The organism is Archangium sp. (assembly GCF_036277355.1).
Taxonomy (GTDB): Bacteria; Myxococcota; Myxococcia; order Myxococcales; family Myxococcaceae; genus Archangium.
Genome location: NZ_DASUNC010000157.1, coordinates 1 through 22,090, shown reverse-complemented (window position 1 = coordinate 22,090; position 22,090 = coordinate 1). Strand labels below are relative to the sequence as shown.

The window sequence follows — 22,090 nt, the reverse complement described above, 5'->3', positions numbered from 1 at the left end:
GTCGCGGGCCGCATGGCCAAATCGTTGGTGGAGCGCTACGAGCAGCTCCTCGCCCAGGATCCTGCATCATCGGTGTTCGTCGAGCTGGCCAAGGCGCTGGTCGCCAAGGGCGAGCATGCCCGCGCCATCGCCGTGTGCGAGCAGGGCATTTCCCACCATCCCAACTCGGTGACGGGGCGGGTGTTGTGGGGCAAGGCCCTCATCCTCATGGGGCGCCCCGCCGAGGCGATGGCGCAGTTCGATCAGGCGGTGTCGATCGACAAGGAAAACCCGCACGCCTACAACCTCATCTCCGAGGTGCTGCTACAGCGGGGCCTGTACCGCTCGGCCCTGCCCATCCTGCGCAAGGCGCTGACGCTGCAGCCGAATGATGCCCGCGTGCGCGGCTGGATGGAGCAGGCGCAGGCGGCGCTCGCGGGTGGGCCGGCTCCGGCCTTCGGAGACCTGAACGCCCTCGAGCCCACGGCCGCGGAGGAGCAGCCCGCCGCGCAGGCGGAGGCGTCCGCTCCCGCCGAGGCCCTCGCGGCTGCGGCCGCCCCGGAGCCAGGCGCCGAACCGGTGACCGTCGAGACGGAGGTGCCCCCGGAGGCTTCCTCGGAGCCGGTGCTGGAAGGCGTGGAGGCCGCCCCGCCCGAGGCCCCCGTCGAGCTGTCGCTGGAGGCCAGTGACATCGAGCATGGAGGCGCGCCGTCCGAAGCCGCCCCGGCCGAGGGCTCCGAAGAGGGCCCCGAAGCGTCGCTCACCGTCGACGAGGAGCCACCGGCGGTGACGGCGGAAGCCGCCGTCGGCGAGGAGGCGCTGGAGACGGCTCCGGTCGAGGCCGCCGCCGAGGACGAGGGCGGGCTGCTCGCGGACCTGCCGCCGCTGGAGTCCGAGCCCGCCGCTCCCGAGGAGCCGGAGGCCCCGGCCCTGCACTCCGTCCCCACCGCGTCTTCCGGTGGAACGGGCTCGCGGCGCGGGTTGCTCGCGGAGCTGCCCGAGGCGACCGCGCCCTCCCCGGTGGTCCCCGCGCCCGCCGCCGCCGCTCCCGTGGCGAAGCCCGCCGTGCAGGACGTGGCGGCCCTCACGGCGGCCTACGAGCGCGAGCTGCGCGAGAAGCTGATTCCCAAGGACGCGGCCTCCTTCCTCTCGCCCCGTGCGCTGAAGGCCGTGGTGGCGGCGGCCGTGCTGGTGTTGCTGTGCGGCGTGTTCCTCGTCGTTCGGGCGAAGCAGGGCGGCCAGGCGCTCGCCGCGGCGTTGGATCGCGTCTCCCGGCAGCTGGAGCACGACACGGAGTCCTCCCGGCAGGAGTCGCTCGCGCTGCTCTCCCACGTGGTGCGGTTGCAGGACGAGAACACCCGGGCCTGGGCCCTCTCGGCCTACGCCCACGCCCTGCGGTACGCCGACACGGGCTCCGCCGAGGAGCGGGCCCAGGCGCTCGACGCGCTCGGCCGCCCCAACGTGCGCACGGAGCACCCCACCAGCGCCGTGCTCGTGGACGTGCTGGTGGCCGATGCCCAGGGCCGTGACGCCGCCCGCCGCGCCCTGCTGAACGCGAAGCTGGAGAGCACCGAGGCCCTGGCGATGGCCGGGAGCGTCCTGCTGGAGCAGGGCAGTGCCAAGGAGGGCCTGGAGCGCCTCGAGCGCGCGCTGAAGTTGTCGCCGCGCAACGTGCGCGCCCTGGTGTCGCTCGGTGCCTGGTACCGGGACGCGGGCGATCCGGTGAATGCCCTGAAGATGTACTCGGCCGCCACGAAGCTGGCCCCCGAGCACCCGGTGGCGCGCCTCGGTGTCGCGGAGAGCCGGCTGGAGCTCGGCCAGGAGCTGGAGCAGGCCCTCTCGGACGTGCAGGCGCTGACGGGGGATGTGCTGCCCGTGTCCCTGCGCGATCGTCAGCGGCTGGTGCAGGGCCGGTTGATGACGGCCCTGGGCAAGGCCGGCGAGGCGCGGACGCTGCTGGCCGAGGGCACGAAGGGCGCGCTGGCCTATGAGACCCTCCTGGCGCTCGGCGAGGCGAACCGCGCGGCCGGGGACATGGCCGCCGCCCAGCGGGCCTTCGAGCAGGCCCTGACGTTGCGGCCCAGCAGCGAGGAGGCCGCGGCGGGCCTGGGCCGGGCGCTGCTGGACCGCGATCGCGCGTCCGAGGTGCTCTCCCGGGTGGAAGGGGAGGGCCGCGAGGTGGCGCTGGTGCGGGCCGCAGCGTACACGAAGCTGGGAGACCATAAGCGCGCCCGGGTGGAGCTGGCCCGCACGCGCGTGGAGGACCGCTACCCCGCCGAGGCCATCATCTACCTGGCCCAGGCCGACGCCGCCGAGGGCGAGCGCGACCGGGCGCGGGAGGCGCTGGAGAAGACGCTCGCGGCGACGAAGACGGCCAAGACGCAGGTGCGCACGGCGCTGGGGCAGCTGCACTGGCAGGACAAGGCGCTGGACAAGGCGAGCACCCTGCTGGAGGCGGCCGTGGCGGAGGGCGCGCGGGACTACGAGGCCTCGTGCGCCCTGGGCCGGCTGCTCATCGCCCGAGGGCTACCGGACCTGGCGATGAAGCCGCTGACGCAGGCGGTGGAGCGCAATGGCTCGCACGGCGAGGCGCGCGAGGCGCTCGGCCGGGCGCTGCTGGCGCTGGGCCGCACCCCCGAGGCGCTCAAGCAGTTCGAGGAGTGGCAGCTGGACAACCCGGGCGCCGCGGGGGCCCACAAGGGCTTCGCGATGGCGCTCTACCAGACGGGCAAGACGAAGGACGCCGAGGCGGCCTCGGGGCGCGCGGTGAAGCTGGTGGCGAACGATCCCGAGGCGCACCGGGTGCGCGCGGAGATCCTCTTCGCGCTGGGCGACACCAAGGGCGGCTTCAGCGCCCTGGAGAGCGCCAACAAGCTGGACAGCAAGTCGGCGGAGACCTTCTGCGGCATCGCCCGGGCGTTCATGCGGCAGGGCCTGGTGGCCAACGCGGGCAAGGCCTACGAGGCGGCGCGGCGCGAGGGGCCGGACACGCCGTGCGGCCTCGCGGGCGAGCACTGGGTGGAGGACTCGGGCGGCAAGGCCGCGGCGAAGGCGCTGCAGACGGTTGCCGACAAGGCGGCCACCACGTGGGACAAGGCGTTCGCCCAGGCGGCCATGGCCCGGGTGCTGCTGGCCGCCGGAGCGGTGAAGGACGCGCGCACGGCCGCGGACGAGGCGGTGCGGCTGGAGCCCTTCGCCGGACGCAACCACCTGGTGCTGGGGCAGGTGGCGCTGAAGCAGCGCGACGAGGCCACGGCCATGAAGGAACTGAACCGCGCGGTGGAGCTGGAGCCGGTGGACGGACTGGCGTGGCTGGCGCTGGCGGACGCGCTGGTGCGCAACCCCGCCGAGACGGAGAAGGCCGTGCAGGCCTATGGGACGTTCCTGAAGCTCGCGGGCGGCTCGCCCGAGGCGGCGCGTGTGAGGAAGATGCTCAAGCCCCTCCAGAAGAAGTTGGGAGGCAGATAGCGTGCAACAGTCCCATCCGCCGCCCCCGCTGCCGCTGATGCGCATCATGGGAGGCAATGCCTTCCTGCTGTCCGTGCTCTACCTGCTGGTGGGCATCGGCGTGGAGGGTGCGCGGCGCCTGTGGCCGTCCATCTTCCTGCAGCGGCTCTCCTTGTCGCTCGACTCGCTGCCGGCCAGGGCGCTGGAGCTGGTGGGGTTGATGCGGCCGCTGCGCGAGGCCTATTTCGCCGGGCAGATCCGCGAGTCCGTGGTGCGGCTCGTGTTCGGCGTCACCACCATCGTCATCATCTTCCTGCTCGCGGTGGTGGTGGGCGTGTTCATGGGCTCGCTGCGCAGCCTCGTGCTGCGCCGGTCCCCGCGCCGGTAGGGGGTGGCGGCGGCGGGAATAGGAGCGAGCCAGCCACTCCAGAGGTACTCCTGCCGAGGACGCGGAGAAGCGGCGCGCCCAGCTCGACCCGGTTCACCCTACTCCGACACGGTCAACGCTTGCTGTTCGATGACGAAGGCCATCGCCAGCTCCTCCAGCGTCAGCCCCCCGACCGTGGCCGTCCAGGGGCCATGGCCGACGCCCTCCAGGGGATGAAAGTCAAAGGCGACGCCGGTCGAGACGTATGCATCCCGAAGCGCCTCGGCCTCGGAGAAGGGAACCGTGGCGTCAGCGGTGCCGTGCACGATGCTCACCGGTGGATCGCTCGAGTCGAAGCGGGACCGGCCATCCAGGGCTTCCAGGATCCGTAGGTGCTCGAGGCCGCCCCAGTGGTCGATGACGGTCCGGACGCGGGAGGGTTGGTCCAGGTGGGTGGTGGCGAGGGTCGGATCGGCGCTCGCCGGCACCTCGTCACGGAAGTCCCGCGGGTCGGTCACTCCGAGCACGATCGCGAGGTAGGCGCCCGCGGAGCCGCCCATCGCCGTCACATAGTCGGTGTTGATCTGGTAGGTCGCGGCGTTCGCATAGAGCCAGCGCACGGCGGCCTTGGCGTCGCGCGCGGCGGGGTAGAGCGCGGCCGTCTGCCCCTGGCGCGCTGCCGGGACCTCGTTCTGTATGTATTGCACCCACTGGGAAGGGAGGGTGCCGCGGTGTCCGGCGAGCCTGTAGTCGATCGAGATGCTCACCCAGCCGCGCGAGGCGAAGTATTTCGCGAAGGAGCGCAGTTCGGCTTGCGTACGCGAGCCGCTGCTGAAGCCACCCCCGTGGATGATGACGAGCGCCGGCCGGCCCGCCGGCGCGCCCTGCGGCTCGAAGAGATCCAGCAGCAGATCGACAGGGGTGGTCGTCCCGCCGCCCCACGTGCTGTGTTGCAGACCCTTGCCGTAAACGTGGGTCGAGGAGAGGACGGGGTAGGTCGCGTTGCGGCGGACCGAAGGCACCGCCGAGCTGGAGACACCCTCGGTCGCCCCAGCGTCATCGCGGACTGTGCCGCCGGTGCGGTCGCAGCCCCCGAGCGCCCCGAGGAGGACAGCGCCACACAAGACACGCATCACTTTGTCGACGGACGGCCAGGCAGACGGTTTCATGAGCAGGGTCGTAACTGGCCCAGGTTTTCCGGGCAAGGGGTTGATTGCGTTGAAGCCGCGAGGCCGGAGCGCGTTCGAGCCGGTGCCGCGGCAGGCGCTGGCCGTGGTCATCGGCTGGCGGGGCGGGGGGACGCGTCGTTCGCGGCGGACTCCTCCCGCATGTTGATGGAGCACGGCCTGCAACAGCGCCTCCTGGATGGCGAAGTGCGGAGGGCTGCCTTCTGTCGCGAGACGCTCGCCATGGGAGGCGTGGCCTCTCGCGCCCGGGCGAAAACCGTTTCCGGTCCTCGTAGACGCCGACTATCCTCCCGCGCCGAGCAGCCTCCCCATCTGCCCGCGAGCCACTCGCCTGCCGCTCGCCCAGGAGACGACATGACGCGCGAGTACCCCCAGGAACAGTTGATGGCGTTCGTTCAGGCCATGGCCAACGTCGTGGCGAGTGACGGCCGCGTCACCGAGGACGAGCGTCAGCACCTCGACAACGTGGTGGCCGGCGTCGGGCTGTCGCCCCGTGACCCCGAGGTCTCCGCGCTCATCGAGCGGGAATTCCAGAAGCCCGGCCGCCTCACCGACATCGTCGGCAAGATCCAGAGCCGCGAGATGCGCGCCGCCCTCCTGCGCATGATCGTCGAGGTGTCGTGCGCCGACGGCGAGATCGCCAACGAGGAGCGCGCCTCGGTGAAGGAGGCCGCCAAGGCCTTCGGGTTCGACGCGGCCATCGCCGACGAGCTCATCAACTGGGCGCTCGACTCGATCAAGCTCGACCAGCGCGAGCAGGAGATCATGTCGAAGCTGCTCTGACATCCGGGCGAGCCCTTCGACACCGCGCTGCTTCCAGGGGCCTCCGCGAAACCGGCAGGCCCCGTGTGTTCTCCCAGAGAGCCCACCAAGGAGGCCGCCATGTCTGCCGGGGGCTGGCTGGAGATCGACGTCGAGCGGAGTGGTGCGGAGCTGCGAGCGCGTGCCCTGGGCAGCCGCCAGGAGCAGCCCGGCGTGCACCCCCTGGGGCCCGAGCTCACGGCGGACTCCCTACAGACCCTGGGCGGCCGTGTGAAGGCAGCGGCCGAGAGCGGCAGGCGCCTGGACCCCCAGCTGGCACGGCAGGTCCAGGCCCTCCATGGCGCCCTCTTCCAGGGAGACATCCAGGGCGTGCTCGCGCGGCTGCGCGAGGCCTCCGCCGGCGGACCCGTCCTGCTCCGGCTCATGCTCCAGGAGACCGGCCTCCAGGGCTTCCCCTGGGAGGCCCTCTGCGAGCCTGGCAAGGACTTCGAGTTCCTCGGCAACTCGGCGAGCGTCCTGCCGGTCCGCGGCGTGCGCTCGCCCGAGCCCTGGCAGACGCGCGAGGTGTCAGGCGCGGTGCGGCTGCTCGCCGTCGCTCCGCTGCACCCGCATGCCCTCTCGCAGTTGCAGGGCTCGCTCCACGAGAGCCTCGCCGCGGGGGAGATCGAATGGCTCGAGCCCCTCACCGGACCCCACGCCCGGAGAGCCCCCCTCTTCGAGCGCCTGAGGCGCCAGCCCGAGCCCCACATCCTCCACCTCATCAGCCATGCGGGCCTGCACGAGGGGTGGCCCGTCCTCCGGCTGGCGGACGAGGAGGGCGAGGAGAGCTGGCTCCCCGTGGAGTTGCTGGCGCAGCAGCTCCACCGGGCCTGGAGCAAGGGGCCCCTGCGGCTCATCGTCCTCGATGCCTGTGAGGGCGCGAGCCCGGGCACCCTGGTGAGCGCGGCCGAGGTGCTGGCTCGCACCGCGGCGGATGCCGTCGTCGCCTACCTCTGGCCGGTGCGGACGGATGTGGCCATGCGGTGCTCGCGTGCCTTCTACCGCGCGCTCACCCGTGCGTCCCAGCAGGAGGGGAACGTGGCGCTCAGCCTCAACGAGGCCCGGCGCAGCGTGCTGGCGGAGCTGGAGGGCAGTGCCGAGGCGTTCTCGCCCGTGTTGTACCTGCGCGGCCGCGACCCGGTCCTCTTCGACTTCAAGGCGCGGAGGATCCTCCCCCCGGCGCCCCCGGCCACGCGTCCGGGGACCTCGTCTCCGCCTCCGGCCCTGGTCAACCTCCTGGCGCGGCCCTTCACGCTGTTGCTGGGAGACCGCTGGGAGGAGGAGGAGCCCACCCTCCGCCACCTCCATGAACGGCTGCATTCCGAGCTCACCCAGAAGATGGGCGCCGTGCCACCCACGCTCTCCCTCATCACCCTGGCGGAGCACTTCGCGCTGCGGATCGGCGAGGAGGCACTGGACTACGAGTTCCAGGACGTGTTCGGCCAGACGGACTTCGTGCCGCCGCTGGTGCACCCGTTGGCGCGCTGGCTCGGGGCCGGCGTCCACATCACGCTCCTGCGGTTGCCCCTGCTGGAGCAGGCCATCGCCGCGCTGCATCCGGAGCTCACGGTCCACGTCATCCAACCCTCCGGGCGCGTGGACGGGCATGCGTTGATGATGCAACGCCGGGCGGGCGGAAGCCGCTGGGAGCGTTTGCGCGAGCCCCCGGCCTCACTGGACACCGGGAGGGAGGTGGTGGTGCTCCGGCTCTGCTCCGGCTACCTGCCCCCCCACCACTTCAGCCGGCCGCTGCTCACCGAGGATGATTACCTGCTGGGCATTCGCGGCCTGGCGAGCCTGCTGCCCTCCGTGCTCGCCGACCCCATCCAGAGCGTCCTGAGCCTGCGCCCGCTCCTGTGCATCGGGTTGTCCCAGTTGAACTGGTGCCACCGGATGCTGCTCTACCAGCTCTTTGGCGGGCGCGCGTTGATGCGCGACAGCGTGGCCGTCCTCGAGCCCAGGGCCCACGAGCGGGAGGTGTGGGAGGAAGGCAGGGGGCTGCCGGGACATACCGGGGTGAGGGCGTTCGAAGCGGCGGACGAGGAGCTGAGGGCATGGCTCGAGGCGCTGGCGGCCGGGAGGCGGGAAGGAGGGAATCAATGAGCGGCCCCGCCAACCCCTTCCTGGGGCCCCAGCCCTACCGCGCGAGCGATCGGAGCCGGTTCTTCGGCCGGGAGGACTCCACGCGCAAGGTGGTGCAAGGCATCCTCGCCTGGCCCTGTCTCCTGCTCTTCGGCCCCTCGGGAGCCGGCAAGTCCTCGCTCATGCAGGCCGGGGTGATGCCCCTGTTGGAGGAGAAGCACGGCTTCCGCCTGGTCCGCGTCGGGGCCTGGTTGTCGGGCGACGCACCCCTCGAGTGGCTCGTGCACGCGATGTACGAGGACCTGGCGCTCGGCCCGGTCCCCCGGGGCGTGAGCGCACACGAGGCGCTCGACGAAGCGGTGCGGCAGGCGAAGCGGCGTTCGGACAGGCCGGTGCTGCTTCTATCTGGATCAGATGGAGCAGCTCCTGCTGCCAGGGCGTGACCCCGCGCAAACGGACGCGCTGCTCGAGGGCCTGACGCGGCTGGTGCGCGGCTCCTTCCGGGGACTCCAGCTCGTATTGCTGCTGCGAGAGGACTACCTGGGGCGCTTCCGGGCGCGGTTGTACGGCGCGAGGGAGCTGCTGGAGCATGGCTTCCGGCTCGGCCCGCTGACGGTGCGGGAGATGGAGGAGGTGGCGCGCAGGCTGGCGGCCTCCGGCGAGCCCTCCCAGGACTGGTCCGAGCACGAGCTGTGGGAGCTGATGCTGCAGGTCCGCACGCCGGGCCAGGACGCCACGGGCGACGCGGAGGTCCAGGCCGCCTTCGCGCAGATCGTCTGCCGTGCGCTCTGGGACGAGCGCGCCGCCGGGAGGGCGGTGGACGAGCGGGTGGAGGCCGAGCCCATCCTGCACCGCTACCTGGATGTCACCCTGGAGGAACTGGGGCCCCTGGCGGCGGATGCCCGGCGGTTGCTGGAGGAGTACCTGGTGGCCAGCGATGGCAGCCGGACGCTGCTGACGGAGCGTCAGGCACTCGCCGCGCTCCCGCCGGGACAGGCGGACCGGGTGTTGACCACCCTGGAGAGATCCTCGGTGCTGCTGGCGGGAGAGCACCACGGCAGCCGTTACTTCGAGCTGGGTCACGACTGGCTGGCGAGGAAGGTCTTCGAGCTGCGGCAGGAGCGGTTGCGGCAGGACGAGGCACAGCGGCGGCTGGAGCGGGAGCGCGCCCGCTGGCGCAGGTTGCGGCTCCTCCTCGGGGTGGCCCTGATGGTGGCGGTGGCGATGGGGGGACTGTTCTTGTGGGCACTGACACAGACGGAGCGGGCCCGGAGCCAGTCCTTGATGTCGGGGGCTCGGGAGTTGCTGGAGCGCGGCCAGTCCGCGATGGCGATGAAGCTGTTGCTCGAAATCCACCGGCCGGAGCGGATTCGCGGGTGGACGACACTCGCGTACGGCGCCCTCGCACGCAGTGCTCCGGAGGTGACGTTTCGCACTCCGGGCGCGGTCTACGCCGCCCGCTTCAGCCCGGATGGCCAGCACGTCGTCACCGCCAGCGAGGATGGAACGGCCCAGGTGTGGCGGACGGGCGGGACGGGCTCCCCGGTGGCGTTGAAGGGACACGAGGGGCTGCTCACCTCCGCGGCCTTCAGCCCGGATGGCCAGCACGTTGTTACCGCCTCCTGGGACGGGACGGCCCGCGTGTGGCGAGCCGATGGCTCGGGCGAGCCCGTGAAGTTGGAGGGGCACACGGGGCCGGTCGTGTCCGCCAGCTTCAGCCCGGATGGACGGTTCGTCGTCACCGCCTCCCATGATGGGACGGCGCGCGTGTGGCGGGCGGATGGAACGGGCGAGCCCGTGGTGCTCCGGGGGCACGCGGGCCAGGTGCAGACCGCGGCCTTCAGCCCGGATGGCCGGTACGTCGTCACCGCCAGCTCGGATGGGACGGCGCGCGTGTGGCGGGCGGATGGAACGGGCGAGCCCCGGGTGCTGAAGGGACACGCGGGAGCGGTCATGTCCGCCGCCTTCAGCCCGGATGGCCAGTCCGTCGTCACCGCCAGCGAGGATGGCACGGCCCGCGTGTGGCGAGCCGATGGCGGGGGAGAGCCCCGGGTGCTGAAGGGGCACACGGCCGCGATCGTGTCCGTGGCCTTCAGCCCGGATGGCCAGTCCGTCGTCACCGCCTCGTGGGATGGGACGGCGCGCGTGTGGCGGGCGGATGGAACGGGCGAGCCCCGGGTGCTGAAGGGGCACAAGGCGCAGGTGCAGTCCGCGGCCTTCAGCCCGGATGGGCGGTATGTCGTCACCGCCTCCTGGGACGGCACGGCGCGCGTCTGGCGGGCCGATGGAGCGGGCCAGCCCCTGGAGCTGGAAGGTCACAAGGGGTTGCTCATGTCCGCCACCTTCAGCCCGGATGGGCGGCGCATCGTCACCGCCTCGTGGGATGGGACGGCGCGCGTGTGGCGGGCGGAGGGCCCGGCGGAGCCCGTGGTGTTCCGGGGACACGCGGGACCCGTCACGTCCGCGGCCTTCAGCCCGGACGGCGAGCACCTCGTCACCGCCTCGTGGGATGGGACGGCGCGTGTATGGCGAGCGGATGGAACGGACGAGCCCGTGGTGCTCCGTGGACACACGGCGCAGGTGCAGTCCGCGGCCTTCAGCCCGGATGGGCGGCGCATCGTCACTGCCTCGTGGGACGGCACGGCGCGCGTGTGGCGGGCGGATGGAACGGGCGAGCCCCTCGTGCTGCGGGGGCACGCGGGCGTGGTGACGTCCGCCGCCTTCAGCCCGGATGGCCAATCCATCGTCACCGCCAGCACCGACGGGACGGCGCGCGTGTGGCGGGCGGATGGAACGGGTGAGCCCGTGGTGCTCCGGGGACACACGGCGCAGGTGCAGTCCGCCGCCTTCAGCCCGGATGGGCGGCGCGTCGTCACCGCCTCGTGGGATGGGACGGCGCGCGTGTGGCGGGCGGATGGAACGGGCGAGCCCCTCGTGCTGCGGGGGCACGCGGGCGTGGTGACGTCCGCCGCCTTCAGCCCGGACGGCCAGCGCCTCGTCACCGCGGGTACGGATGGGACGGCACGCGTGTGGCGGGCGGATGGGACGGGCGCGCCCCTCGTGCTGCGGGGACACACCGGGCCCATCCGGTCCGCGGCCTTCAGCCCGGACGGCCAGCGCCTCGTCACCTCGGGAGATGACGGAACCGCCTGGGTGTGGCGAGCCGATGGAACGGGCGAGCCCCTCGTATTGCAGGGACACACCGGGCCGGTCCAATCCGCGGCCTTCAGCCCGGACGGCCAGCACCTCGTCACCGCCGGCAATGACGGGACGGCGAGGAACTGGCACCTGCTCTCCATCCCCGAGCTCCAGCGGCACCTGCGGGAGGACAACAAGGACTGCCTGACGCCGGACCTGCGCGAGACCTATCTCTACGAGAGCCGGGCGCGGGCTCGCGGACGGTACGCCGGCTGCGAGCTCGCCCATGGCCGTGCGTCCACCTGAACGCCCGGGGCCTGCCCGCTCCCCGGGGGGTCATCGCGCCCGGCCCGGCAGCGAGTAGGTGAGATTCGCGGAGTAGGCGGTGTGCCCGGAGTGCTCGCCCACCACGGACCAGTTCATGCCGCCGGTCACGGCCACTCCCGTGCGCCCGATGGGAAGGCCGAGGCCCAGCTGGACCTGCAGGTAGTTCCCGGGCCAGCTCGGGACGCTGAGGGGCCGCGACTCCGTGGGCTGACCGAGGTGACCCCTCAGTCCGAGGCTCGAATGCAGCCTGGGCATGCCATGGAGCAGCCGTGCCTTCACGCCCAGCGCGACGGCCAGGGTCCCGCCCAGCGCCCCCTCTCCGGACCGGAGCAGGTAGTCCGGTCCGAGCGAGGCCGAGAGATCGACCCGCCACGGAGCGCGGATGTCCCGGGTGAGGCTGTACGTCCCAGCGCCCAGCAGCGCCGCGTGGAAGGGCGCGGGACTCAACCGGGTCGCCGGAACGTCCACCTGCACCTGGAGCCCTCCATGCGCGGTGTCGACCGCATCCTCGAAGTCGTCGAGGGCCTGTTGGAACCGGGAGCTCGCGAGCGCCGCGGCCCGGAGCCGCTCGGGAAGTCCGTGGGAGCACGCGGCGGCGATGTCCTCGAGCGGGCTGGCTGGATTGAAGAGGGTGTCGAGACACCGGGTCCTCTGCGCGGGGGGCAGCGTGTCGAGCGCGTGCCTCAGCTCCTCGCGCAACCCGCTCCCCGTGGTGAGCTCCTGGCGTTGGGCATCAAGGAACGCGGCGGACAGGAGGTCGAGCTCGCGGCGGGCCACCGCGGCACCGACGAAGTCGATGTTGCTCCTCACGCCGAAGGCTTCGACCGGGGGCGTACCCAGGAGGGGCGCGGGCAGCACGAGGCTGACATCGAGCAGACGCGACAGCCACGCACGGGCTCCCGGGCTCCTGCCCGAGATGGCGAGCGGGTTGGCGGAGAACGTGAGGAGACTGGCGCGGCCGTACTCGCTGGACACGATGCCCAGGGAGGCCCCCACGAGCCCCACCGGCTGGACGGACACCGTGGCATCGATCTGCCCGGGCGTGCCGCCCACTCCCACCCCCAGCATGGGCTGGACCGCGTCGCGTTGGATGACCTCGACGGCCTCATCCTCCCGGACGCGCTGCCCGAGGCGCGATTCCTCCACCGGAAGGGTACTGACCAGGAGGGAACAGGCTTCCTGCTCGGTGGAAGGACAGCTCGCGCCCCCAGCACATTCGGGGTGAAGGGTCTGGTAGCGCACCAGACAGGGTCCCGGCGCCTGGGCCAGGACGAATGCCAACAGTGGAACGAGCATGACGGAGCCCCCCACCCGAAGCTCTCCCTGAGAACCTGGGAAAGCCACCTACCCGGAAGAACGGGGCATTCGTCCGTTGGTGGCGGGAGTCCCGGCTCACGCCGGCTGCAGGAAGCGGCCGTTCACCAGATGCTCGATGACTTCGCGCGCCGAGTGCGGATCGAGCCTCGCCTTCGCTCCCAGCTGTGTCACCGCGCTGGCGACCGTCGTCGGACGCTCGAAGGTGGCCAGGGCGGCCAGGAGGATCCGGCCGTCCTCGCCTAGATCCAACGTCGGGTCGGAGAACTTTCGGGGGCTGACCGACGGCGCACAGGCCAGTTGCGTTCCCTCCACCGAGCGCACCACCGTCACCTGCTCCTGCGCCACCTTCGCGGGAACCTGGTGCGCTCCCAACCAGTCCCCCAGCTTGAACCGGAGCGTCGCGGGCGCGGTGTTCTTCAGCCGCGTGCCTCCGTGGATGGCCACCCGCCGCTTCTTCTCCTCGTGCTTCCTCGCGAGCGCATCCACGTGCTCCGACGTGCGCTGCACCGCCCGCTCGAGCGCCGCGTCCCGGAAGCGCAGCATCGGCACCGACACGTCGCCGGGCTCACGCTGCTCGAAGTACTCGAGGAACTCCGTGAACGTCCGCGCCTCGCTCACCATGTCGAACCGCGCGGGGTGCTCGGTGGCGAGCGCCCCCGGCTGTGCCTCCAGCCGCTGATAGCCCACCAGGCAGTCGAGGCCGATGATGCGCTCCACCAGGCGGACCTCCTCCTTCAGCGTGTCGGCACTGGCGAAGGGCAGGCCCGCGATGCCCGAGACCTCGACGTCCAGGTTCTCGTGGCGGCGGCAGTGGTCGATGATCTCGAGCAACTGCGGGTCCGAGGCACAGGGCTTGAGCAGGCCCCGGCGCATCTGCTCCTGCCGCTGCTGTTCCGAGAAGCAGCCGATGTCGAGCACCATGTGCACGTGCTCGAAGGTGCCGGCCAGCGCGTCGATGAGCTCCATCCGGGCCACGCCCCACAGGAAATACATGCAGGAGTGGCGGGAGAGATCGACCCCCGCCCAGGTGCCCTGCAGGAACGCCGCCGAGCTTCCCGAGAAGTCGTAGCGGAGCTGCCACGTCCGGGGGGCGATCTCCTGGTGGTCCCGGCGCACGCTCTCCTCGGCACGCAGGAACGGCTTCGCGCGTCCGAAGGCCGCCTTCTGGTTGCCGCGGGCCCCTCCGCAATAGAGACAGTTCTCGCCGCACCCCTTGCCCGGCGCGACCCACCCCGAGAAGGCATGGCGATCCTGTTGGCTCAGGAAGATGTCGTCGAAGTGCGAGTAATAGACATCGTCGCTGTTCGTGGCGCCTTGCACGTACTCCAGGGGCAAGCGCCGCGGGGTGCCATCCGGAGCCCGGGTGACGCAGTTGGGCGGGGAGGGGTCGCCCTGGCAGAGCGCCAGCAGCGGCCGCTCGCCGTCGCCCAGGACGATGTGATCGATGCAGTCGAGCTCCTTCAGCTCCCGCCACCAGTAGGACGCCGTGTTGCCGCCCACGATGATCCTGATTTCAGGGTCGATCTCCCGCAGCGTCCGGGCCAGGAGCAGCGCGCGGTGGACATGGTGGAACCACTTGAGGCTGATGCCCACGAGCCGGGGACGCACCCGGGCCACCAGGGCTTCGAGCGAGCGGGCCACCTCATCCTCGGTCTGATCCCCATCGTAGAGCCGGACGAAGGCCTCGATCCCCGCGCGCCGCAGGTAGCCCGCGAGGTAGAGGATTCCACAGGTGGCCTCGCCGGTTCCGGCGCCGACGAGGAGGACTGGAGAGAGGACGCGACGGCTATTCATGAGACGAAACCCGACCTTCCGAACGGTCGCGAGTATACGGGGCACTCCCTGGCGCCGCCGCGCGTTTCGCGCCTCGCTCCTGGCTCCTCTCCGAGCTTCCCGGCGGGCGGACCCCCGCTCACAGTGAGAGGCTCTCCTCGAGCAGGGCGAGACCGAACGCCCATTGGCCCTCCGCCGTGCCGAGCTTGAGCGCGCCACTCATCATCCGTTGATAGAACTCGCCGAGCGAGGGCGTGGTCTCGAGCGTCTCCGCGCCGGTGGCCCCCGCGTGCTTCATCTGGCGGGCGAGGGACAGCTGGAACGCGCCGGCGAGCGCCGCCGCCAGCCGGCGGTGGTAGAGGAAGCCGCGAGGAAGCCCGGTGCACGGCCTGTCCTCGTAGGCCGAGAGCAGGCGCAGGCTGGTGCCCTCGTCCATGCGCAGGAAGACGGAGAGCACCGCGAGGTCATAGAAGGCGTCGATCGGCGCGGCGGTGGCCCAGTCGAGGAGGAGGAGCGACTCGCCGTCGTAGATGAGGTTGGTGGGGTTGAGGTCGTTGTGGCCGAGCACCAGGGCGCGGTCCCTGGCGGGTGGCTCCTCGGCGAGCACGCGCTGGACCGCGTCGCTGGCGAAGCCTGGGAGGGCGAAGCCTGCCAGGGAGCCATTCCACACCTGGGCGAGCATCTCGCGGGGATCGCGCATGCGCGTGTCGGCGGGGAAGGGGAGCGCGTGGATGCGGCGCACGGTGCGGCCGAGCTGGGTGAGCGCGGCGTCGCGGGTGCTCGGGTTCCTCGAGAAGGCCATGAACGAGCGGTCGGCGACGAAGGCGGTCAGCACCGCGCGCCGCGCCTCGTCGACGTGGAGGATGCGTGGCGCGAGGCCCGCGTCGGCGGCGAGCCGCTGGACGTGGAGCGCGTGGCGCCAGTCGGTGCCGTTCTCGGCCTCGCCGGCGATCTTGAGCACGAACGACTGGCCAGCGGCCTCGACGCGGTAGACGCCAGCGCCGGACATGCCCGCGGCGATCCGGGTGACAGTGGTGGTGGGCCCTCGGAGGTTCGCGGGCAGGCAGTCTTCGACGGTCATGGTGGGGCGGAATCTAATTCCCCTCGGGTAATTGAGTTAAGAGGAGCGGCGTTGTCCTGAATGGAGGGCAACGCGATGGGATGGCTGCCGAGGCGGTTGACGGCCGAGCAACTGGAGGAGCGCCGGAGGGAGGCAGTCCGACTGCTGCGCGGCGGTCACCACAGTCAGGCGGAGGTAGCGCGCCGCCTGGGCGTCAGCGAGGCGGCGGTGAGCCACTGGGCGCGGCAACTGCGGGAGGGAGGCAGCGTGCGCGCGCTGCGCCGACGGCTTCGGCCAGGGCGGCCACCGTACCTGGAGCCGTCCCAGTGGAGGCAGCTGGCGCGGAGGAGCTGGTACGTGCCTTTCTGCTGCGAGACTGGCCGGCGCTTAAAAAAGGGCTGCGCGCAGCGGGCGGGCGGCCGTCTTTATTGACGAGACGGGGCATTCCTTCTGGGCGAGGGCGGCCCGCAGCTGGGCTCCCGTGGGACACCCGGCCACCGTGAGACGGGTGGGCCGAATGAAGAGAGAGGTGTCCTCGTGCGTGGCGCTGGTGGCTCCTGTGGGGCGCCGCGGTCCACGGCTCTATGCGCGCCACTTCGTCGGTTCCATCCACGCCCGCCAGGTAGTGCAGTCCTTGCGCTCTTTCCGCCGCCGCATCGGACGGCCGCTCCTGGTGGTGTGGGACAGGTTGCAGGCCCACCGTTCCGCCGAAGTGAAACGCTTCGTAGATGCCCACCCCCGAGACTTCCAACTGCACCTGTTGCCGCCCTATCGCCCGACCTGAACCCCGAAGAGGGCTGCAATAGCGCCGCCAAGGAGTCGCTGAAGAACCTCGAAGCCGATTCGGTGGAAGGGATGCGCCGCGCAGTCCGCGCCAGCTTTCGACGTCTGGCGCGTGACAAGGTGGCCCTGCGCGGCTTCTTCCGCCACGTAGGGCTCACCCTTAACTGAATTACCCGAGGGGGATTAGAACAGGGCTCGGTTCGAGGCCGGAGGCATCACCCGGCCGGGAGCACGGCAGCGCACCTCACGGCCGGCACACGCGCCAGGCCTCGCCGCTGTCCACACCGAGGGCTCCCCCTCTGCCGTCATGCGGCACTGCCGCCACGCACACTCCGGCCGTCTCGTTCCCCGCTCCGTCCCTCGCCAGGAAATGGATGCGGTACACCCGCCCATCCCCCTTGCCACTTCGCTCCGCCCTCAACTTCACAGTCCGTTCATCCACCAGCACCACGTCCGCTCCCGTGTGCCCATCCCCCCTGCCGTCCTCCACCTCGTCCGACGTCACGCAGGTGATGGAGGCACTCTCCACCTCGCCCCGCGTCCCGCCGCACACGTCCCTCACCTCGATGCCGCACTCTTCCAGCCGCACCGTGCGGTACTGGTGATTGGGCGGCCAGCTGCCTCCCAGCCCCTTCACCGTCACCTCCGGCGGCGCCGTGTCCACCACCGTCACCGTCGTGGTGCACTGCGCCTCATTGCCGCTGGTGTCCCTCGCCGTGTACCCCACCAGCGTCTCTCCCACCGGGTACGTGTCTCCACTCGGCCCGCTCACCGTCGCCTCCGTGCACGTGTCGCTGGCCGTTGCCTCGCCCAGCACCACCTTCGCTCCCCCCTCTCCAGTACACTCCGCCCTCACCGGCTCGGGGCAGGCCATGCTCGGCGCCTGCGTATCCGCCACCCTCACCGGGAAACCGCACGTCGCCTGATTGCCCGCGGCATCCACCGCCGCGCACACCACGCCCGTCGTCCCCAACGGGAAGCTCGTCCCCGAAGCCGGCGTGCAGCTCACCCTCGTCCCACCGCACGCGTCGCTCGCCACGGGCGCATAGCTGGCCACCCCACTGCCCTCCCGGCACTCCACCTCCTCCTGGGCCGGGCACACCAGCTCCGGCGCCCGGTCATCCACCACCGTCACCGTCGCCTCGCACGAGGCCTCCAGCCCCTCGGGGTCCCGGCACGTCAGCGTCACCCGCTGGCGGCCCAGCGCATACGGCCCACCCGGCGTCTGCTCGCACTCCAGCGCCTCTCCCTCGGGATCGTACGAGCCCACATTCACACTCGCCTGTCCCCGGCATGCGTTGTCCGCCGGCGCCGCCACGTTGCCGCACCTCGCCACCGGAGGCTTGTTCACGCACGTGGTGCCCGGGCAGCTCGGCCCGTCCGCCGGATCATCCCAGACCAGTTGCTGCTGCCCCGTCGCCGCCTCCGGCATGCCCGCCGTATAGGCATATACCTTCACCGTGTTCCCACATGCCTTCAGCGGCACCGTCATGGAGAAGCTCGGGTCCACCCCGCAGTTGCGGCACACCTCCACCTCCGGTCCCTCGTCCACCCGGTACCACACCCGATCCACTTCCGCCGGGCTGCTCCGCACCCTCCCCGTCACCTGGGCCTGCGGGCCCGTTGCGCACTCCGACTGCGGGTTCAACACCACCGTCAGCGGGGGCACCAGCTTCACTCGCTGCCCACAGCCCACTGTCAGGGGGATGCGCTGGAAGGTGGCCTCGTTGGTGCTGCCATCCACATTGACCATGCGGGCCCCCGGCGTCAGCGTGTAGCTGCCCTGTGGCAGGGCGAAGCGGATGGAGCCGCTCTTCTGCGCGTACCCTCGCGCCTCAGCCTCCGGCACGCCCCAGACCGCCGGCACCCCATAGGACGTGCCCGTGGCGGTGTAGTCCACCGCCATTCCACGCCAGTCCGTCCCCTGGAAGCCGCCGCTCACGTTCACGAACGGGTTGTAGAAGCCTGTCTCCGGGCTGGTGTACTGCAACTGCACCTCATTGAAGCAGTACTCGTGGTCCAACCGCCTCCTCTGGCCAGACGGAATGGGCTGGCGGGCATGTTGCGGTCGCAGCCTCAACCACCCATACCGGAGCTTCAGTGGATCATGCTCCGCGTCGGTCGGCCGCAACACCGTTCGAGGGCCGAAGGACCAGAAGCCCAGTTGCAGGTAGTCCTGCCACCAGGCCAGGGGCTCATCATACTTGTTGAGGAGCGGCTGCTCGTAGCCGGAGGAGAGCTCGCCCGTGGCGGCGTTGAAGGCTCCCGGGAAGGATGTATAGGCGTATGCAACCCCCGAGGACGCAAGCAGGGACGTGCTCAGCCTGGGGGTCGCCAGACCCATCCCTTCGTTGAAGAAGGGGTAGTCCGCGATGCCATCCCGGTTGGCGTCAGCGTCCGCCTCGAAGAAGAGCCCCTGCAGCGAGCTGCTGGCACCCGGATTCGCCGGCACGTACGGGTCCGCCAGGCGCACCGAGCCTTCCAGGAAGGCGGGTCTCATGACATAGGGGTAGCGCACCTGTCCCTCCACCAGCCGGGACACCGCCGTCGTCTGCCCCGCCGTCACCGTCACCGGGCGCAGCAATTCCGTCCGGAACCAGGTGAGCTCGCGACCGCGCCGGATGTGGCCGCGCCCGAACGACTGGTAGTCGCCAGGCAGCAGGTTCGTCACCTTCCACCACTTCTCCGGCTCGGATATCGGGGCCCTGCCACTGGAGTGGCCCTGGCCGTTCGACAGAGAGCCGGTATAGACGGGGATGTAACGCTCCCTGACGGGCTCCTCGCCCACCACGTCCCAGGGGCCCGTGACAGTCCCTACCTGGGGCGTTGGCACCGCCGTGCACACCGTGACGAGCTCATCGCAACCCACACTCCAGCTCACGTCGCGCTCGTGCAAAGACGCCCCCACGATGTATTGCAGGCGTGATGTCCCTCCCGAGCCTCCTCGAAAGAAGGCATGGATTCCGTTCGACTGGATGGGCAGCTGCCGGCCACCAAAGTTGACGGAAGACACCGTCACGGGCGCCGCGCACGTCTCGTCCGTCCCGAAGACGAACCGCACCGCGCCCGCGCACTCGCTCACCTCCACCTGTGTGGGCTCGGATTGCTGGCTTCGGGGGCGTACCTGCACGCCTGTCACGGACTGGAAGTTGTAGACGGCGTGGTAGCCACCGAGCCGCATCGAATGATAGCTCCACAATCCGTTCACGGTATAGGTGACCCCCGCCGTCCCTCCCGCCCCCGCTTCCACCGAGAGCTCGGTGCTCAGCGGGCTCGCGCCTTGGGCCACCGCCGTGAGGGCCCTGCCCGAGTAGCCCGCCGGCCGGGTGCTGGTGGCCGTCACCAATCCATAGCGCTGCGAGAAGCCATCCATGAGGGCCAGTACCGGCGAGCCCGCGGGGTTGGTGAAGCGGTAGTTCACCTGCAAGGTGTTGGACTCCAACTCCACACTGGTGGGCCCCACTTCCGCGGTCGCCTCCAGCGACATCTCCTCCACGTCCTCCTGCTGCGGCTCACACCCAGCCACCACCACGCCCAACCACAGGGCACCTAGCTTCCGCCACGTACGACCCATGCTTTTCCCCCTCCTCGCTTCCCAGTGAAAAATGAACGCACTGGGAGGATGAGCAGGCTAACCGATCAAAGGCTATCGTGTAAACGAAGCTGGAAGAGGTAAGGCGGAGGTGGATGCCATTTGCCGGAATACCTCGCTATTCTTGCAAGTAAATCATTCTCCGTCAGGAAAGGTGCCAGACGACTCGTGAAAGGCGGGGGGCGCTTCCAGTCAGAAGGAGCCGCCCAGGCCGAGCAGCGCGCCCTGGCAAGGCGCGTCACGTCGCTGGGGTAGGGCGTGCCGCTGCTGGTACGAGGAATGAGCACCTGCCCGCCGTTCTCCCCGCAGACCTGGACCACGAGCCACGACAGTTGGTAGGCGCCCACCGGCTCGCCGCTGGAGAGGATGAAGTGCTCCAACTCCGCCTGGAAGGTGCGGCAATCCGGGTAGCGCTGCTCGCGCATCCTGGAGAGCGCCTTGTCGAGGATGTCCCCCAGAGCACGAGGCAGGTCCGGCCGGCGCGATACCGCGGGCACGAGCGGCTCGGACATAATGGCCTGCATCATGCTCACGTCGGTGGTGGCATCGAAGGGCTTCTGGCCGGTGAGCAGCTCGTAGACTCGTAGAGGACGATGCCGAGCGCGTACACGTCCACGCGCCGGTCGAGCGGCCGGGCCTTGAGCTGCTCCGGGGCCATGTAGGCAATCTTTCCCTTGACGAGGCCGGTCTGAGTCCTGTGGCTCTGGTTGACGGCCTTGGCGATGCCGAAGTCCACCACCTTCACCGCGCCCTGGCGCGACAGCAGGATGTTGTCCGGGCTGATGTCGCGGTGGATGAGGCCCAGCGGCTCGCAGGTCTTCGAGTCCGCGAAGTCATGGGCGTAGGCCAGCCCTTCGCAGGCCGAGGCGATGATTCTGGCACAGCAGGCGGGCGGCAGCGCCCCCCCCCGCGACCCGCGCGCGCTTGGAGAGCGTGCGCAGGTTGGGTCCGTCGATGTACTCCATGGTCAGATAGTAGGGCCCGTCGGACTCACCGAAATCGAAGATCTGCACGATGTTGGGGTGCTCGAGCTGCGCGGCCAGCGTCGCCTCGCCCAGGAACATCTCCACGAATTGGGGGTCCTCGGCCAGATGGGGAAGAATCCGCTTGAGCACGAGGGGCTTCTCGAACCCCCTGGGGCTGGCTGACTTGGCGAGGTACACCTCGGGCATGCCTCCGGTGGCGAGCTTGTTGACGAGCTGGTACTTGCCGATGCGTAGCGAAGCCTTCTCCTATTGCGTGACCAAGAATCAAGACTGAGGCGCACGGACGCGCGTCTTCCGAGACCGTGCGCCTCTTGCGTCAAAGGCTACCAGTCAAGGTGTCAGACATCCCGTACGGCCCCCGTGCGTCCACCGCGTGCTGGTCGTGTCCTGGCCGAGTCAGGCGGGTGGGCGCTTCTGCTTCGGACCGACTCTGTACAAACCCAAGCCAAATCCGGGTGCTACGCCCGCCTGACGCACTGGCTTGCAAACAATACAACGGACATGACGGAGGCATGATTGACTGATTCACTCTCTTGCGCGCGTACGGATGCCATGAGAAATTTGTAAGCACCCGAAACCAGGGCGCTTTCTTTCACTTGGTCTGACCACCCTTGGTCTGACCACCCAGGAACGCGTAAAAGCATTCTCCTTTATAGCAGACTTGGTCCTCGGAGCACCTGTTCAAATAGGTGCAGCCTGTCGTCGGAGAACAGCCTCTGCTGCTCAGGCATTCCAAGTTCCTATTTGGACAAGTCACCGTGGTGCCGCCGCAGGTGCCGGAACTGCTGCACGCATCCCCAATGGTGCAGGCGTCGCCATCATCGCAGGTGCTGCCTGCAGATTTGAGGGAGTAGCTGCAGCTGCCATTGCTGCATGTGCCGGTGGACTGGTGGCACTGGCCCGGCGGGGTGCTACAGGATGTGCCGTTGCAGGTGCCGGAGCTGCTACACACGTCGTTGGTAGTGCAGGCGTTCCCGTCATTGCAGGAACTGCCCGCGGGTTTGAGGGAGTGGCTACACGTTCCATTGCTGCATGTGCCGGTGGACTGGTGGCACTGGCTCGGCGGGCTGTTGCAACTCATGGCCGTGACAATACATGTGCCGGAGCCATTTACTACAGTTGGACTTCCAAAACAGATTGAGAACCGTCGCGCTGGCCGGGGGCAATAGAGGAACCGCACCTTGAGGCAGGCAGACCTCGTCATTCATAGGAGTAACGGCGTCGCCCCTGGCTCGCAACTTCTCAGGTCAA

At 70.2% G+C, this 22,090-nt stretch carries 13 protein-coding genes and 1 pseudogene; 8 read left to right on the top strand and 6 right to left on the bottom strand.

The genetic code is table 11. The annotated features are described in order from the left end of the window. Window positions 1-12: 12 nt before the first annotated feature. Window positions 13-3,447: a tetratricopeptide repeat protein gene (locus tag VFZ09_RS38960; protein WP_329732852.1), complete on the top strand. Its 3,435-nt coding sequence runs from the start codon at window positions 13-15 to the stop codon at window positions 3,445-3,447. 46 nt (window positions 3,448-3,493) lie between these two features. Then, window positions 3,494-3,814 (top strand): hypothetical protein, encoded by a 321-nt coding sequence (locus VFZ09_RS38955; RefSeq protein WP_329732907.1) that lies wholly within the window; start codon window positions 3,494-3,496, stop codon window positions 3,812-3,814. Window positions 3,815-3,912: 98 nt separating this feature from the next. Here VFZ09_RS38955 and VFZ09_RS38950 read toward each other — a convergent pair whose 3' ends face one another. Next, window positions 3,913-4,962: an alpha/beta hydrolase gene (locus VFZ09_RS38950; RefSeq protein WP_329732851.1), complete on the bottom strand. Its 1,050-nt coding sequence runs from the start codon at window positions 4,960-4,962 to the stop codon at window positions 3,913-3,915. A 159-nt stretch (window positions 4,963-5,121) separates the two neighbouring features. Between VFZ09_RS38950 and VFZ09_RS38945 the strand changes: the two genes are divergently transcribed. From VFZ09_RS38945 to VFZ09_RS38930, 4 genes are all read left to right on the top strand, one after another. Continuing rightward, entirely contained in the window at window positions 5,122-5,763 is a 642-nt protein-coding gene (locus VFZ09_RS38945) for a tellurite resistance TerB family protein (protein ID WP_329732850.1), read from the top strand. 99 nt (window positions 5,764-5,862) lie between these two features. Then, window positions 5,863-7,884, top strand: a complete 2,022-nt coding sequence (locus tag VFZ09_RS38940; protein WP_329732849.1) for a CHAT domain-containing protein — start codon at window positions 5,863-5,865, stop codon at window positions 7,882-7,884. After that, window positions 7,881-8,306, top strand: a complete 426-nt coding sequence (locus VFZ09_RS38935) for a hypothetical protein (RefSeq protein WP_329732848.1) — start codon at window positions 7,881-7,883, stop codon at window positions 8,304-8,306. Before VFZ09_RS38940 ends, VFZ09_RS38935 begins: the two co-directional genes overlap by 4 nt. After that, window positions 8,278-11,307, top strand: coding sequence for a WD40 repeat domain-containing protein (locus VFZ09_RS38930; protein WP_329732847.1), 3,030 nt, complete (start codon window positions 8,278-8,280; stop codon window positions 11,305-11,307). Before VFZ09_RS38935 ends, VFZ09_RS38930 begins: the two co-directional genes overlap by 29 nt. A 30-nt stretch (window positions 11,308-11,337) precedes the next feature. Here VFZ09_RS38930 and VFZ09_RS38925 read toward each other — a convergent pair whose 3' ends face one another. The 3 genes from VFZ09_RS38925 to VFZ09_RS38915 all read right to left on the bottom strand — a co-directional run bounded on the left by VFZ09_RS38925 (window position 11,338) and on the right by VFZ09_RS38915 (window position 15,499). Next, window positions 11,338-12,474 (bottom strand): hypothetical protein, encoded by a 1,137-nt coding sequence (locus VFZ09_RS38925; RefSeq protein WP_329732846.1) that lies wholly within the window; start codon window positions 12,472-12,474, stop codon window positions 11,338-11,340. 246 nt (window positions 12,475-12,720) lie between these two features. Continuing rightward, entirely contained in the window at window positions 12,721-14,439 is a 1,719-nt protein-coding gene (locus VFZ09_RS38920; protein WP_329732845.1) for a B12-binding domain-containing radical SAM protein, read from the bottom strand. A gap of 118 nt (window positions 14,440-14,557) precedes the next feature. Then, on the bottom strand, window positions 14,558-15,499 hold the full coding sequence (locus tag VFZ09_RS38915) for a phosphotransferase (RefSeq protein ID WP_329732844.1): 942 nt from the start codon (window positions 15,497-15,499) through the stop codon (window positions 14,558-14,560). A gap of 60 nt (window positions 15,500-15,559) precedes the next feature. Here VFZ09_RS38915 and VFZ09_RS51800 point away from each other — a divergent pair, with 60 nt between their 5' ends. Together VFZ09_RS51800 and VFZ09_RS51795 are read left to right on the top strand one after the other, a co-directional pair. Beyond that, window positions 15,560-15,910: a transposase gene (locus VFZ09_RS51800; protein ID WP_414640790.1), complete on the top strand. Its 351-nt coding sequence runs from the start codon at window positions 15,560-15,562 to the stop codon at window positions 15,908-15,910. Next, window positions 15,906-16,262 (top strand): transposase, encoded by a 357-nt coding sequence (locus tag VFZ09_RS51795; RefSeq protein ID WP_414640791.1) that lies wholly within the window; start codon window positions 15,906-15,908, stop codon window positions 16,260-16,262. Before VFZ09_RS51800 ends, VFZ09_RS51795 begins: the two co-directional genes overlap by 5 nt. Before the next feature lie 243 nt (window positions 16,263-16,505). Here the strand turns inward: VFZ09_RS51795 and VFZ09_RS38910 are convergent, their stop codons facing one another. Both VFZ09_RS38910 and VFZ09_RS38905 read right to left on the bottom strand, forming a co-directional pair. Beyond that, window positions 16,506-19,835: an HYR domain-containing protein gene (locus VFZ09_RS38910; protein WP_329732843.1), complete on the bottom strand. Its 3,330-nt coding sequence runs from the start codon at window positions 19,833-19,835 to the stop codon at window positions 16,506-16,508. A gap of 346 nt (window positions 19,836-20,181) precedes the next feature. Continuing rightward, window positions 20,182-21,025: pseudogene (locus VFZ09_RS38905) on the bottom strand (serine/threonine protein kinase); the annotation flags it as partial. Window positions 21,026-22,090: the final 1,065 nt, after the last annotated feature.